The organism is Mucilaginibacter gracilis (genome assembly GCF_003633615.1).
Classification (GTDB): domain Bacteria; phylum Bacteroidota; class Bacteroidia; order Sphingobacteriales; family Sphingobacteriaceae; genus Mucilaginibacter; species Mucilaginibacter gracilis.
In genome coordinates this window covers 3,555,211-3,570,592 of sequence record NZ_RBKU01000001.1, presented here as the reverse complement: position 1 = coordinate 3,570,592, position 15,382 = coordinate 3,555,211, and the positions used below count along the sequence as shown (strand labels likewise).

15 protein-coding genes are annotated in these 15,382 nt (G+C 41.1%); 12 read left to right on the top strand and 3 right to left on the bottom strand.

From position 1 onward, the window contains the following. Nucleotides 1-362: 362 nt before the first annotated feature. The 7 genes from BDD43_RS15605 to BDD43_RS15575 all read left to right on the top strand — a co-directional run bounded on the left by BDD43_RS15605 (nucleotide 363) and on the right by BDD43_RS15575 (nucleotide 7,012). On the top strand, nucleotides 363-2,540 hold the full coding sequence (locus BDD43_RS15605; protein ID WP_121198541.1) for a DUF1800 domain-containing protein: 2,178 nt from the start codon (nucleotides 363-365) through the stop codon (nucleotides 2,538-2,540). Nucleotides 2,541-2,734: 194 nt separating this feature from the next. Then, entirely contained in the window at nucleotides 2,735-3,781 is a 1,047-nt protein-coding gene (locus tag BDD43_RS15600) for a UDP-N-acetyl glucosamine 2-epimerase (protein WP_121201999.1), read from the top strand. A 61-nt stretch (nucleotides 3,782-3,842) separates the two neighbouring features. After that, entirely contained in the window at nucleotides 3,843-4,502 is a 660-nt protein-coding gene (locus BDD43_RS15595; RefSeq protein WP_121198540.1) for a DUF4412 domain-containing protein, read from the top strand. 20 nt (nucleotides 4,503-4,522) lie between these two features. Then, entirely contained in the window at nucleotides 4,523-5,128 is a 606-nt protein-coding gene (locus BDD43_RS15590; RefSeq protein WP_121198539.1) for a Crp/Fnr family transcriptional regulator, read from the top strand. A 204-nt stretch (nucleotides 5,129-5,332) separates the two neighbouring features. Beyond that, nucleotides 5,333-6,049: a pirin family protein gene (locus BDD43_RS15585; protein WP_121198538.1), complete on the top strand. Its 717-nt coding sequence runs from the start codon at nucleotides 5,333-5,335 to the stop codon at nucleotides 6,047-6,049. A 2-nt stretch (nucleotides 6,050-6,051) separates the two neighbouring features. Beyond that, nucleotides 6,052-6,357: a hypothetical protein gene (locus tag BDD43_RS15580; protein WP_121198537.1), complete on the top strand. Its 306-nt coding sequence runs from the start codon at nucleotides 6,052-6,054 to the stop codon at nucleotides 6,355-6,357. A gap of 82 nt (nucleotides 6,358-6,439) precedes the next feature. Further along, nucleotides 6,440-7,012: a DUF1543 domain-containing protein gene (locus BDD43_RS15575; RefSeq protein ID WP_121198536.1), complete on the top strand. Its 573-nt coding sequence runs from the start codon at nucleotides 6,440-6,442 to the stop codon at nucleotides 7,010-7,012. A 100-nt stretch (nucleotides 7,013-7,112) separates the two neighbouring features. Here the strand turns inward: BDD43_RS15575 and BDD43_RS15570 are convergent, their stop codons facing one another. Continuing rightward, nucleotides 7,113-8,012 carry a DnaJ C-terminal domain-containing protein gene (locus BDD43_RS15570; protein WP_121198535.1) on the bottom strand — a complete coding sequence of 300 codons (900 nt, stop codon included), beginning with the start codon at nucleotides 8,010-8,012 and terminating at the stop codon, nucleotides 7,113-7,115. Nucleotides 8,013-8,234: 222 nt separating this feature from the next. Between BDD43_RS15570 and BDD43_RS15565 the strand changes: the two genes are divergently transcribed. The 4 genes from BDD43_RS15565 (at nucleotide 8,235) to mqnC (ending at nucleotide 12,292) form a co-directional block, all read left to right on the top strand. Next, entirely contained in the window at nucleotides 8,235-8,693 is a 459-nt protein-coding gene (locus BDD43_RS15565) for a hypothetical protein (RefSeq protein ID WP_121198534.1), read from the top strand. 102 nt (nucleotides 8,694-8,795) lie between these two features. Next, nucleotides 8,796-10,295, top strand: a complete 1,500-nt coding sequence (locus tag BDD43_RS15560; protein WP_121198533.1) for an ATP-binding cassette domain-containing protein — start codon at nucleotides 8,796-8,798, stop codon at nucleotides 10,293-10,295. A gap of 105 nt (nucleotides 10,296-10,400) precedes the next feature. Next, nucleotides 10,401-10,949 (top strand): REP-associated tyrosine transposase, encoded by a 549-nt coding sequence (locus BDD43_RS15555; protein ID WP_121198532.1) that lies wholly within the window; start codon nucleotides 10,401-10,403, stop codon nucleotides 10,947-10,949. Between the two features lie 218 nt (nucleotides 10,950-11,167). Then, nucleotides 11,168-12,292: a cyclic dehypoxanthinyl futalosine synthase gene (mqnC, locus tag BDD43_RS15550; RefSeq protein ID WP_121198531.1), complete on the top strand. Its 1,125-nt coding sequence runs from the start codon at nucleotides 11,168-11,170 to the stop codon at nucleotides 12,290-12,292. 326 nt (nucleotides 12,293-12,618) lie between these two features. Here mqnC and BDD43_RS15545 read toward each other — a convergent pair whose 3' ends face one another. Both BDD43_RS15545 and BDD43_RS15540 read right to left on the bottom strand, forming a co-directional pair. Further along, nucleotides 12,619-14,511, bottom strand: coding sequence for a RecQ family ATP-dependent DNA helicase (locus BDD43_RS15545; protein ID WP_121198530.1), 1,893 nt, complete (start codon nucleotides 14,509-14,511; stop codon nucleotides 12,619-12,621). A 90-nt stretch (nucleotides 14,512-14,601) separates the two neighbouring features. Next, nucleotides 14,602-14,844, bottom strand: a complete 243-nt coding sequence (locus BDD43_RS15540) for a hypothetical protein (protein ID WP_121198529.1) — start codon at nucleotides 14,842-14,844, stop codon at nucleotides 14,602-14,604. A gap of 137 nt (nucleotides 14,845-14,981) precedes the next feature. Between BDD43_RS15540 and BDD43_RS15535 the strand changes: the two genes are divergently transcribed. Next, on the top strand, nucleotides 14,982-15,302 hold the full coding sequence (locus BDD43_RS15535; RefSeq protein WP_147425652.1) for a hypothetical protein: 321 nt from the start codon (nucleotides 14,982-14,984) through the stop codon (nucleotides 15,300-15,302). Nucleotides 15,303-15,382: the final 80 nt, after the last annotated feature.

Below are 15,382 nucleotides of genomic sequence, written 5' to 3'. Positions count from 1 at the left end.
CCTGCCGTTAGTTGCGCTTTTATACGAGAGTGTTTTAAGTATGGTTACATATTTTAAATTAAGACTCAATCGATTTTTAAAAAATGAAACTAAAACACAAAATCCTCTTATCTAAAACGGTAAGCAACGTTTTTGATTAGTATAAAATAGTTTTAAAGCAATTAGTTAAATTGAGGTTTGTTATTTTTTTTAAGGCTTTTGGGCAAATACAAGCGATGAGAAATTACATGGGCACCTATAAAAAAAGCTAAAAAACCTTGTTTTTGTGCGGGTTGCATACATCACGTTAATAAAGTTGCATTCTAATTAAACCAAACTCGTTATCAATCGTCATAACAATACATCACCTAAAGTAAATTTTTATGAAGACGAGTAAATTTTTAAGCATTACCCTTACTGTATTGGTAGGCGTTATTGTACTGTCGTCGTTTTTTATGGGCCCTGGCTCGCCTGTAACCACTTATAAATTTCCTTATAAACGTGCCGGTTTAACCGAGCGACAGGCTGCTGCACACCTGTTAAACCGGTTTACTTATGGCGCAACTCCAGGCCAGGTAGACTCGGTGGTGAACATGGGTTTAGAAAAATGGTTTGCGCAACAAATGGATGCCAGCCTGACCGACGACACGCTTAACAACAGACTAAAACAATACGATGCTATTAACCTAAGCAATGCCGACGCGCTGAAAAAGTATCCGCAAGGTTTTGTAATTACTAATATGGCTATTAAAGATAGCGTTATCAGTAAAGATTCGGTTGGCAAGGCAGTTAACAAAAAGGCGTTTGACGATACCATTAAAGCTTACATGGTACGTAAAGGCATAAAAGCCGACTATGAATTAACCAAGCAATTTATTGATCAAAACATATTACGGGCCGTTTACAGCCGTAACCAATTGCAGGAAGTATTAACCGATTTTTGGTTCAATCACTTTAATGTATCCTTCACCAAAGGCGAAAGTGCATCGTTTATACCTGCTTATGAGCGCGATGTGATACGCCCTAATGTGCTTAATAAGTTTGATAAGTTGCTGCTGGCTTCGGCAAAATCGCCGGCTATGCTGTATTTTCTGGATAACTTTACCAGCGTAGGCCCGCCTCCGCCGCCACAACCTGCATCACCAAAAAAGGTAAATAAACCAGTACAAAACCCTGCTAACGATATGATAATGAACGGTGCCGACGGTATGACGGCTTCGGCTGCTAAAGCACCCGCCAAGCCCGCGCCAACAAACAACGGCGATATGATGATGGGCGCAGACGCTATGGCAGCCACTGCAAAACCGGCACCGGCTAAACCTGCGCAAACACCCGCCGCAGATATGATGCAAATGGCTATGGCACCACAAACACCAGCCGCAATTGCAAAAAAACCATTGCCAAACCCACAAAACAAAAATGTTAACGGCCTTAACGAAAATTATGCCCGGGAGGTGATGGAGCTGCACACCATGGGTGTTGACGGCGGTTATACCCAAACCGATGTAACCCAGGCCGCACGTGTATTAACCGGGTGGACTATTTACCCTATAAGCAGCTATGGCTATGGCAGTGCCATGAAAGGCCTGGTTGATAAAGTTGGTATAAATAACCTTGAAGCAAAGGGCTATGTACACGAGGGCGATTTTTTATATACACCTAACCGCCACGATATGGGCGAAAAAGTGGTATTGGGCCACCACTTTGATGGTAAAGGCGGTTACCAGGAAGGTGTTGACCTGTTAGAAATGCTGGCACACCACCCATCAACAGCCAAATTTATATGTACCAAACTTGCGGTGCGCTTTGTGAGCGACAAGCCACCCATTAGCCTGATAAACAAAATGGCAAAAACCTTTACCGACCAGGATGGCGATATTAAACAGGTTTTAATTACAATGGTTACTTCGCCCGAGTTTTGGAGCAGTAAAGCTTTGCGCGAAAAAACAAAATCGCCGTTTGAATTGGTTGTGAGTTCGGTACGGGGCTTAAATGCCGACGTTAAAGATCCCTATCAACTATATAACTGGATGACCCGTATGGGCCAAAAAATATATTATTACCAGGCACCAACAGGTTTCCCCGATAGGAGCCAGTATTGGATAAATACAGGTTCATTGCTTAACCGCATGAACTTTGGTTTGGCACTTGCACAACAACGCATACCGGGCGTTAAAGTTAACCTTGCCGCGCTTAACCAGCACCACGAGCCCGAAAGCGCGGATGCTGCATTAATAACTTACAGCAAACTTGTAATGCCCGAGCGTAACCTTGATAAAACTTATAAGCAGTTAGCACCCTTATTAAACGACCCTGCGTTGGCAGACAAGGTGAACACAGCAGCAACCAAGGCCCCCACTCCCACTCCCACCGCGCCCGACCACCCAACCATTGGTGCCACAGGCGATATGATGACTATGAGCCCCGGGCAGGAAAACGTTGCCAAACCCATAGTTAAAGACCCGCCGAAGGTAACCGCGCAGGCCAATAACCAAACCAATAATATGCTATCGCAGGTGGTTGGTATAATTATCGGGTCGCCAGAGTTTCAACGACGCTAAAGTAAAACAACTACCAATTAAGGACTTTTCTTTAAAGGAAAGTCCTTTTTTTATTAACATTAACTTAACTATTTAACTACAATAGTCAAATAGCAAAATTTACAATTGCGTGAACTTTGTATTTTTCAAATCAACTTAATTTGTAAAAGAAATTTTACAAAGCCTAGAATTTCGAAAATATGATTGCAATCAGCATGAAAAAAATACTATTTATTACGGGTTCACTTAATCAAACTTCGCAAATGCACCAAATAGCCCAGCAATTGCTGGATTATGACTGCTGGTTTAGTCAGTTTTTTACCGATTTGCCTTTTATCAACTATATCATCAAACATACTACTGTATTGGACAATACCATATTGGCTGGTCAATTCAGAAAAAAATCAGAGGATTATTTGTTGGCGAATAATTTACAGGTAGATTATCAGGCCAAAAAGAACCAATACGACCTGATTGTTTACTGCAGCGACCTGCATATACCCCAACGCCTACGCCATACCAAAACCATCTGGGTGCAAGAAGGTATGACAGATAAATACACTTGGATAAGCAAAATTGTTAAGGCGCTAAATTTGCCTCCAATATTAAGCGGTGGCACATCGTTAAACGGCGCATCAAACCTTTGTGATATTTACTGCGCAGCATCCGAAGGTTATAAAAACCAGTTTGCCGCTTTAGGTACCGATGCCGATAAAATAGTGGTTACAGGGATCCCAAATTATGATAACCTTAGCCAGTTTATTGATAATGATTTTCCGCACCATAATTACGTTATGGTAGCCACTACCGATATGCGCGAAACTTACCGGGCCGAAAACAGGCCGGCGTTTATTAAAGAAGCCGTAAAAATAGCCGATGGCCGCAGGCTTTTGTTTAAACTACACCCCAACGAAAAATTTGACCGCGCACAGGCCGAAATACGTAAATACGCACCCGAAGGCACATTAATTTATCAAAGTGGTAACACCAACCACATGATTGCCAATTGTGCCGAACTGATTACCCAGTACTCAACCGTGGTGTATGTTGGCATGGCGCTGGGCAAAAAAGTACATTCGTATTTTGATATTGACCAACTTAACCAGCTTGCACCACAACAAAACGGTGGCATGTCGGCCTATAATATCGCGTGCATTTGTCGCAACTTTATTGAGCACAATACCATTGTCGAGGTTTCAGCAAATCCATATTATCAGCTTGAGCAGATATTAGATGGTTTAAATATCGCGCAAAAAGTTTAATTTATTAAGCACATCATAGGGTTTATTCTACTTTTGCAAACAGGCCCTATGCCTTTACACAATGAAGAAAAACGTATTAGTAATGTTTGCCCTATTAACGGTGTTTTGTGCGTGCAACAGTAAAAAAACCGAAGGAACCATTAACTACAGTGTTGAGTATTTATTGCCCGATAGCCTGCAACAGTATGCCCAATATTTGCCTAAAACAGCCATTGTATATTTTAAAGGCGACTCGACAATAAGTATACAAGAAGCACCTGAAGAAGCAACAAGTGTTATAACCGACAGTAAAACGGGCTTTATGCGCGCGCTGCTAAAATCGACCACGAAAAAACAATTTTACGCCGTTGACTATGACAAAGCCGCCCAGGCCGAAGAGTTGGCGGCGATACCATCGTATACATTTACTAAAACCAACGATCATAAAACTATTGCCGGTTACGATGCTGTACGTTATATTTTGAAAGAGAAACTTACTAACCAGGCTGGCGAAGCCTGGTTTACCAAGGATGTAGCAATTATCCCCAATTCATTAACCAGCAGCTTAGATAGTACACTTGGCGTACCGTTATCGTTTTCAATGAAACAGAACGGTGCTGTGATAAAAACTACCGTAACCCAAATTAAGTTTGAACCCGTACCCGCAGGTGCATTTTCGACGCCAAAGGGTTATGAGTTTTTAACGCCGAAACAGTTTAAGGATATGACGGGCGGAAATTAAAAAACCTTATCTTTAAGGTAATGCCTACAGAACTTATTTTACAAAGTGTTACCCGCTATATTTCGCTCACGGAAGACGAGAAGCTATATTTTATATCGTTACTGCATCCAAAAAGCATTAAACGCAAGCAATTTATTTTACAAAACGGCCAAATTTGTAAAAACTCTACCTTTGTAACTTCGGGTTGTTTGCGGGGTTTTACTGTAGATGAAAATGGTTTTGAACACGTGCTCAACTTTGCGCCAACCGGTTGGTGGATAGCCGATATGTATAGCCTGATTAGCCAGAAACCAGGCATTTTAAATATTGAAGCGATAGATGACACCGAATCGTTAACGCTATCTAAAACCGACCAGGAAAAATTATATTTAAAGATACCGCAGTTTGAAAGATTTTTCCGGATTATTACCGAAAACTCGCTGGTTGCCTACCAGCAGCGGTTAATAGATAACCTGAGTTTACCCGCCGAAGACAGGTTTCACAACTTTTGCAAGCGGTACCCATCGCTTATTAATGCCCTTCCCAAAAAACAAATAGCAGCCTACATTGGCGTTACGCCCGAATTTTTTAGCCGTATGCAACGTAACTTGTTAAAAATGGATAGGAATGCGCCGATAAAACGGTAAAGAGCCCCCCTCCGCCCCCTAAAGGGGGAACTTTTGAATAGCAAATACCGAATTTGAATTACAACAAACTGACTATCATTCGTTTATTATTCTCAATTTACTAATCCCTATAAACTTATTCACTACTTACATTTCTTATCCTACATCAAGTTGTATCGGCGTAAGGCAGGGTATATTTGTACTATAAACAAGGAGAAAAACATCATGTCGAAAACAGTATTACACTTAGCCAACACCCGCGGAAACGTTGATATGGGCTGGCTAAAAAGCTTCCACACTTTTAGTTTTGGAGGTTATTATAACCCTGAGAGAATGAATTTTGGTGCGTTGCGCGTTTTAAACGACGATACCGTTGCCGGAGGTAAAGGCTTTGGCGAACACCCGCACGATAATATGGAAATTATTTCAATTCCGCTTGTTGGTGGTTTAAAACATAAAGACAATATGAATAACCAGGCCGTTATCAGCGATGGCGATATACAGGTGATGAGTGCCGGTACAGGCATATTTCACAGCGAACACAATAACGACCCTAACGAAACTGTAAAGTTTTTGCAGATATGGTTGTTCCCTAATGTGCGCAATGTTGAGCCCCGTTACGACCAACTTACCTTAAATAAAGAAGAGCGGCATAACAAACTGCAACAAGTACTATCTCCCAACAAGGATGACGCCGGGGTTTGGATACATCAAAACGCATGGTTCCATTTGGGTAGCTTTGATAACGGTATTGAAACCGAATACACCATAAAAGCATCCGGTAACGGCGTTTATGCTTTTATATTGAGCGGTTCGGTTGAAATTGATGGCCAGGTTTTAAATACCCGCGATGGTTTTGGTATTTGGGATACTGATAAATTTACCATTAAAGCTTTAAGCAATGTCGAGTTTTTATTGATGGATGTACCCATGAAATTTTAAAGATGGATACCGCTAAAATACTGGTGATTGGTAATCATCCCGAAATTATGCAAATCATATTGCGGCTAATTAACAATAAACCGGAGTGGAATGGCACCGGGGCATTTACCTGCGATGAAGCTATTGCTATGCTAACCGAGCAACCTTTCCAGATGGTATTAATGGGTGCCGGAATAAGGGAAGAGGAAAATAACAGGCTCTGCAAATTTGTATCAACCAATATGCCCAATATACCGGTAGTTCAGCATTATGGCGGGGGAAGCGGTTTGCTTTTTGCAGAGATATATGAGGCTTTAGCACCCAAATAAAACAAATTAAAATAGGCGTTTATAAAATTATAGGCGCCTATTTTATTGGGTTATAGCACAGCATGCTTTACTTTTGTAGTGTATGCAAAACGCTAAACCTTTAAAATTATTTATGTTGTTACTCGGTTGCAAACCACCGGGACGCCATACCGAACAGCATGATGTTTTTTTTGGAATAGCGGGCAGTGTTAAAGAACTTGTTCCGCAGATAAAACTTTTTTGGCCCGAAGCCCAACAAGGTATACATGTTGATGCCTGGCGCGAAGTAACCCATGTTGATGGCTTTAATATCCGGATTATTGATAAGCCGTTGGCTAATAAAAACCCAAACACTTTGTTTTTTATTAACCTGGGTGGTTACACCAAAAATATTTTTGCCGAACAGCATTATACAATGCTAAGTGTACAAGCCAACAAAGCATCGGCAATAGCCAATGCCAAAGAAACTTTGTTTTATAAACAGGTTAATTTTGCCGGAGCACCATCGCACATTGACGACCATTACGGCATTGATGTAGACGACCTGTATGCTGTTGAAGATATACTAACACCTTCCCAAAAAGCAATATACGGCATCCAAATTTCAGCGTGTTTAGGGGAGGTTGAGGCAGACGAAATTCACCTCGGTTACTTTAAACTTGATAAATTGCCATAAAGCAAATAAGTAATTTATGTTTTAAGCATAATGCGATGAAGCCGTTATCGCATTATGCTTAATTAGGCGTAGGGCCGGTTTAAGTTTTGCGCAACAGCCGCTATTTTTTTAAAGCTGCCAGTTTTGTAAACAGCTCTGTTTCTTCGGCGGATAGGTTTTTAGGGGTTACTATTACCATACGCACATAGGCATCTCCCCTTTCTTCGGGTTTATTAAAAACAGGCATACCCATTCCTTTTAGCCTTAGGGTTTTATGGCTATCGGTTCCGGCGGGTATGTTCATGTTAACGGCTTTATCAATACCATTTACGGTTACCTTGCCGCCCAATATGGCGGTATAAACATCTAAAGGCTGGTCGAAATACAAATCGTTTCCTTTTAATTCAAACCGTGGATGCGGGGCCAAATGCACCGTTATCAGTAAATCGCCGTTTTCGCCGCCGTTATAACCAGGGTTGCCCTTGCCCTTCAATCTTAAAACCTGGCCTTCGGCGGTTCCGGGTTTAAATTTGAGGTTGAGTTTACTGCCATCCAGGGTAACTTGCCGCGTTGTTCCGTTAAACGATTCCTCTAAAGTAAGCTCAATAGTTGCCTCGGTATCCTGCCCCCTATTGGGCCTTGAGCTTTTACGCTTTGAGCCGCCAAAACCAGCACCACCGGCACCACCAAATATCGAATCGAAAAAACTGGAGAACTGGCTCCCGTCGCCATAAAAATCTTCGGTGCCGTAGCTTTGTCGGCCCGGCCTGCCTTGCGCATAGGGGTTGTTGGCATATTGCTGCCAGTTTTCGCCCATTTCATCATACTTTTTACGCTTTTCGGCATTGCCGAGTATTTCGTTGGCTTCGTTGGCTTCTTTAAATTTCTCTTCCGCGGCCTTATCACCGGGGTTTTTATCGGGATGGTACTTAACGGCAAGTTTCCGATAAGCTTTCTTTATCTCGTCGGTAGATGCGTCTTTTTTAACTCCTAAAACTTTATAATAATCTTTATAATCCATTACGGTACAAAAGCTAATTTATTGGTTAACAAATTTACACAATGGTTTAATACAAACCGCCACTGCAAAAAATTAAGCATTACAAATGTTAGTTCTTCAGCATAAGTGCAATTTAATCATATTTTTGCGCCTGTTATTTCGGGTTCCACAAAATAGTAATATTGAAACCGAAAAGATGTTTTTTTAATTACCAATTACACCTATTCCTCACACTTTTAACACATGAAAAAAAATTTACTTTTTTTTATTTCAATTTTATGCACCATTGTGTGCAGTTGCGAAGAAAATAAAAAAGAATTTAAAATTTACCCGTTAAGTCCTTTTAGTTCGCAGGTTAGCTTTGCTAAAGACCAGGAAATTAGTAACCAGGCAAACGCAACCCTTAAAACACAATATTACATAGTTGACGAAGATGTTGACTTTACCGACAGAACTAAAATAAGGCTGGAAAACTATATCAAAGAAAAACTTAGCCAGGATATATCTAACAATAAAGCCATTTACTTTACTTTTTACAAGGGCTCGTTTTCGTTCACAAAAAATTCGGTGCAAACTAAAGACGAACTTGAAAAAGATCACGCGGTTGATAAGTTAGCCGAATTTGAATACAAAGACGGAAAACTTTACAATTTTGACTTTTATAAAGAGGGCAGCTATTACCAGGAGCAACCCACACGATAAGTTTTAAAATATGGATAAGCAACGGAATTGGTGTACACCCTCTTCCGTTTTTTTATGCGCTATTATTTTTAAAATGGTAGTTTTGCGCCTTGTTAATATGCCATGAATACAGCTATCCTTGCAATAAAAAACATTACCGTACGCAACCTTGAGCAAATTATTTTTAAGGATCTCACCTTCCAGATTAGCAAGGGCCAGCACTGGGCGTTGGTTGGCGAAAGCGGAGCAGGCAAAAGTGCATTACTGCAAACTATAGCCGGTAAATTTAATGTAAGCGGCGGCACTATACACCATTATTATTTTGATGATTTTATTGCATTGCACCCCGTTGTTGATGCTTACTTTACCCATCATAAATTAATTGCAATGGTATCGGCTAAGCATAGCTTCCGTAACTTATCAAACACTACCGACTTTTACTATCAGCAACGTTTTAACTCGTCGGATTCGGAAGATTCGCCAACGGTTGAGCATTATTTATCGCATATTGAACCGGCCACCAATACAAAACAAGTGTGGACTTACGAGCAAACTGTTGACAAATTAAACTTAGGTCCGCTTTTAAACAAGCAGCTCATCAAATTATCAAACGGCGAAACTAAGCGCCTGCTTATTGCGGCGGCTTTATTAAAACACCCCATTATTTTATTATTAGATAACCCCTTAACAGGACTGGATGTGCAAAGCCGTGCCGCCTTTAACAGTATTTTAAATGAGATAACGGCCTCGGGAATTACTGTAGTTATCGCTACATCGCCAAACGAAATTCCGGATGCTGTTACGCATGTAGCCGTTTTGCACGAAGGTGAAATTATTGGAAGCCTGGATAAAAGCAACTTTAAACCCGAAATGGTTAAGATTGCAGAAACAAAAAAAATTGACACCCACGAATTGAATAGTTTACTATCGCTTACGCAGCAAACCGTTTTTAGCAACATGGTTTTAATGCAAAACGTAACCATTAAATATGGCGACAAAGTAATACTTGATAAAGTAAACTGGGATATTAAGCAAGGCCAGCACTGGGCTTTATTAGGCCCTAACGGCGCCGGAAAATCTACATTGCTAAGCTTAATTAATGGTGACAACCCACAAGCCTACGCCAACAACATTGTGTTATTTGACCGCAAACGCGGCACCGGCGAAAGTATATGGGATATTAAAAGCAAAATAGGTTTTGTATCGCCAGAGCTGCACCAGTATTTCCCCACAGATAATAGCTGCCTACAGGTTATCGAATCGGGATTTTATGATACCCTGGGTTTGTTTAGGCCCAGCAACCCGCAAAACGCCGCAATAGCCCTGCGCTGGATGAAATTACTGGAGTTAGAGGTTTATGTGCGCAAGCCGTTAAAAAATGTTTCGGCCAGTACGCAGCGTTTGGTGCTGCTTGCCCGCGCATTGGTAAAAAACCCACCATTGCTAATTTTTGATGAACCCTGCCAGGGTTTAGACGCCCATCAGCAACAACATTTTAAACATATTGTAGATGCCATTTGCCAAAGCGGCAACACAACGTTAATATACGTAACTCATTATCAGCATGAAATACCGGATAGTGTGGATAGGGTTTTAAAACTGGATAAGGGTTTGGTGGTTTAAGGTTGGGATATTGATGACAGTATATGCTATAAAAGCTTGCTATCGCAAGTTTAGCGCAGCATAACTTGTGATTATATAACGGCAAGTTTTTAACTTGCCCACCAAATGAGTAGAAATTATAAATTCCACACCCAGGAAAAACCACACTTTATTACATTTTCGGTTGTTAAATGGATAGATGCTTTTACCCGGATACAGTACCGGGAAATTTTACTTGATAGTATTAAATATTGCCAGCAAAACAAAGGTCTTGAAGTTTATGCGTGGGTTGTTATGAGCAATCATGTTCATATGATAATTGGCACTCAAAATTTGCCTATGCAGGGCATTATACGCGATCTAAAAAAGCATACTTCAAAATCTATAGTAAAGGTCATTAGGGAAAATGAGCAGGAAAGCAGAAGGGACTGGTTGATATGGATGTTTGAGCGTGAGGGTAAAAGGAACCCGAATAATGAAGTCCACCAGTTTTGGCAGCAGGATAACCACCCGATTGAATTATATAGTAATGAGGTTATGCAACAAAAACTTGACTATATACATAATAACCCCGTAAAAGCCGGTTGGGTTGACGAACCACAACATTATCTTTATAGCAGTGCACGTGATTATGGTGGCGGTAAGGGGCTGTTAGATGTTATTTTGATGGTTTGAAGATTTTTTTATTTGGGAAGTTAAAAACTTCCCAAATGGGGTATCACAAGTTGTGCTGCGCTAAACTTGCGACAGCGATGGTATTCTTAAAATGCATCAACAACAAAATAATTCAGTAACTACAGCTTCTGTTCTTAATAACAAATAACTAATAACCACCCAACTTTTGACTTTCAACTTATACCTTTTCATTACCGCATTACGTATCTTTGTACATCATGAATACAGCCGATCTGTTACAGCGTGCGTTGCAATTTGAGTTTTTAACTAAGGAAGAGGGTTTGTTTTTATATGAACATGCCCCTACTCCGCAATTGATGTATGTGGCTAACGAGCTGCGCAAAATACAGGTTCCGCATGGGAAGGTTACCTGGCAGATTGACCGGAACGTTAACACCACTAACGTTTGTATTGCCAACTGCAAGTTTTGCAACTTTTTTAGAAGGCCCGGCCATGAGGATAGCTATATTACTGATATTGAAACCTATAAACAAAAAATTGAGGAAACCTTCCGTTACGGTGGCGACCAGCTTTTATTGCAGGGCGGCCACCACCCCGATTTGGGTTTAAAGTTTTATACCGATTTATTCCGTCAGTTAAAAGATCTTTATCCGAAGTTGAAGCTGCATAGCCTTGGCCCACCCGAGATTGCGCATGTTGCCAAACTTGAAGGCATGAGCCATTATGATGTGCTGAAGGCCATGAAAGAATCGGGATTAGACTCGCTGCCCGGTGCCGGTGCCGAGATTTTGAACGACAGGGTTAGAAGACTGATTAGCAAAGGTAAGTGCGGCGGTAAAGAATGGCTGGATGTGATGCGCGCCGCACATCAGTTAAACTTACCATCATCTGCTACGATGATGTTTGGGCATGTTGAAACCCTGGAAGAGCGCTTTGAGCATTTGGTTTGGATACGCGAAGTACAGGCCGAAAAACCCGAAGGTGCTTATGGCTTTGTTGCATTTATACCCTGGCCTTTTCAGGATGATGGCACGCTGCTTAAAAAAGTGCGTGGCATAACTAACAATGTAACCGGCGACGAATATATCCGTATGATTGCTTTGAGCCGCATTATGCTGCCTAATATTAAAAACATACAGGCATCGTGGCTAACTGTGGGTAAACAAGTTGCACAAATATGCTTACATGCAGGCGCCAACGATTTTGGCTCTATTATGATAGAAGAAAACGTGGTATCGGCAGCCGGTGCACCACACCGTTTTACCGCCAAGGGCATACAAGATTCTATCCGCGATGCGGGGTTTGAGCCTCAGATGCGTAACCAAAAATACGAATGGAGAGAAGTACCCACCGAAATTGAAGAACAGGTAATTAATTACTAAGCACGCTACCGATTATTTTATTGGGAAGATATTTAGCCCCGAAATGTTGTAAAAAACTTTCGGGGCTTTTTTATTTGCTTTTGATGTGAGCTATATTTTTCGGGGAAAATTGTTTTCATAAAAAAAGGGTCGTTAACTCTCGCAGTTTTCGACCCTTTACATCTACCTATGAAAAACGTCCTTATAACAAAAGGACATTAATAGGTATTCAAAGGCTATGCCAAACAATAAATACCAGTAAATTAGCTATTTATCATACTATACAGTTTAAGGTAATGGAAAAGCATAGCTTTATACACCCCAAAATGAGGTTTTTTTTCCCCGCTTTATAAATAAAAACGTTCGCCATCTGTTTTAATTTTCCCTGCATCAAGTAAGGTTCGTATTACTGTTATCCTTTCTTTTTCGGTTCCGGCCGCTATGTTGTTAACCAGGGTATCCAGGGTATGAGGGTCAACACTTAACCAGCGCACAATTTCGTTAGTTATCAGGTCGGTAGTGTCGCTGGCGTTGGCATCCCTTTTTTCATCCAGGCAAACGTCGCATACGCCACATTTGTGGGTATTTGTTTCGTCAAAGTAAGTTAATAACATGCGGCTTCGGCAATGGCGGGCCTCCGCATAATGAAATACAGCATCCATTTTTTGCCTGAATATTTGTTTGCGCTGCTCAATATAGCGCTTATCAATCATCACCTGTTTTACATCTTGCCGGGGCGATATAAAGGTTAGCTGCGGCTTATCGGTTTGGGGCAGGTAATTTAACAATTCCATTTGCTGCAAAAAGTTAAGGCCCTCAATTACCTGCTGCACGCTGGTATTCATACGCTGGGCCAAATCAAACTCGCGGATGTGGACGTAATTATCAAACGCCCCGGCATACGAACGCAGCAGTGTTTTGATAAACGAATCCCAGGCTGCATTTTGAATTTGAAAATTGTATAACTCCTCGTTCATTACCTGGAACCGGAAGCGCGATGGCAAAAACACGCTTTCGGTAAACGAAACGTATTCGTTACGTTCTAAAAATTTTAGACAGTTTAATGTTTTAATTACATCGTACTTATATTTCGAACAAAAATTACCAATATCAAACTCAAGGCTGATTCCCGCGCCCGAGCCATAAGCTAACTGAAAATAATTACCCAGGTTGTGGTATACCTGTTTTATCTCCTCCACCGTTGGAAAAGCCAACTCAAATTTTCGTTCAAGCTTAAAACGGTCGGATTGATTGTACAGTAAAACTGCATAAGCCTTTTGCTCGTCGCGGCCTGCGCGGCCTGCTTCCTGGTAGTATGCTTCCAAACTTTGGGGCACATCTTTATGAATTACAAACCGTACATCGGGCTTATCAATACCCATCCCAAAAGCATTGGTTGCAACCATAATACGGGTTTTGCTGCTTTTCCAGCTCTCCTGTTTTTTTGAGCGTTGCTCGGCCTCAAGGCCTGCGTGGTAATAATCGGCATTATAACCATGCTGGTTTAAAACCTGTGCTATTTCAAATGTTTCTTTGCGGCTGCCGGCATAAACAATGCCACTGCCCTTTACACCCTTTACCACATCAAGCAGGCGCTGCATTTTGTTTTCGTGCTGCTGCACTACGTAGCTTATATTTTTACGCTCAAAGCTTTTTGTAAAAACATTGGGTTGTTTAAATAAAAGCTTTTGCTGAATATCTTCGCGCACATCGGCAGTGGCAGTGGCGGTTAGGGCCAGTATGGGTACTTCGGGGTGGATTTGACGCAAGTCGGCAATGTGCAGGTATGGGGGCCTAAAATCATAACCCCATTGCGAAATACAGTGCGCCTCGTCAACAGCAAAAAGGTTCACCTTCATGTATCTGATGCGTTCCTGCACCAGTTCGGATAAAAGCCTTTCGGGAGAGAGGTATAAAAACTTTATATTGCCGTAAATGCAGTTGTCCAGAGCAACATCAACCTCGCGTTTGCTCATGCCCGATACAATGGATATGGCTTCGATACCTTTAGCCTGCAGGTTTTCTACCTGATCTTTCATGAGTGCAATCAACGGAGATATTACAATGCATATACCTTCTTTGGCCAGAGCCGGAACCTGAAAACATACCGATTTACCTCCGCCTGTGGGTAACAGTGCCAGGGTATCGTTACCAAGCAAAACGGATTGAATAATCTCTTCCTGTAAGGGCCGGAAGATATTATGCTGCCAGTAATGTTGTAGGATTGCTTGTATAGTCATCAAATAATTATCCTCAAAAACCGAATATAGTAAATGCGCGGCAAAGCAGAAATATAACGGTTAGATATTATGCGGATTGGGTTTTGGCAGTTAGCCGGGGTAATTGATAATATAATCGGCCACTTCTTTTTGCGATTGGGCCGATAGCAGCGTTCCCTGGTATGCCCAACTATCACTTGTAAATACAATACTGCCCAGGTTTGAAGCATGAGTTAAAACTGAATGGCCTGCACGTGTAAGAAACAAATGATATTCGGCACCTTCCGGAACGATCAAAATATTATTTAACTCATCGTTGGGGTAAATACCTATGGTAACTTCGTCTGATAGCATGGTTTATACTTAATTAGCTAAAGTAAATTATTTTTTTTGACTGTGTAACCGCTTAACCAAAAAAAAATTTAATACAGGCTTAATTTTTTTATTTGCCTTTTTATCAAATATTTAGTAATTTAGATTACGAAAAAGATATGAACAAACCCAATCCATATATCAACACGCTTTACCTGGCTGTACACCTTGCGCTTAATATTTTGGTGGTGGTGGCCATAGTGAATGTTATTGATGTTTTTTTTCCTATCAAACACTTTTTCTCTGGTTATCATTTTAATATAAATTTGCGCAGCGTTTACCCGCCTACTACTACCGAAAAAAATGTAGTCGCCGTTTTAATGTTAGGCGTTGCGGCATGGTACTACCAAAAACGCAAGGCGCGCAATGCCGATGGTAGCGAAAAACACTACTTGCCAAATTTGCGCCAGCTCGAAGAATATTTTAGGAGCAAATTTTAAATTGCCCTTGCTCCCCTTCCCTAAAATTACTTTTAAAAACTAATTTGCGTTTTTTTTCAGCCATTAATGCCGCTTATTGC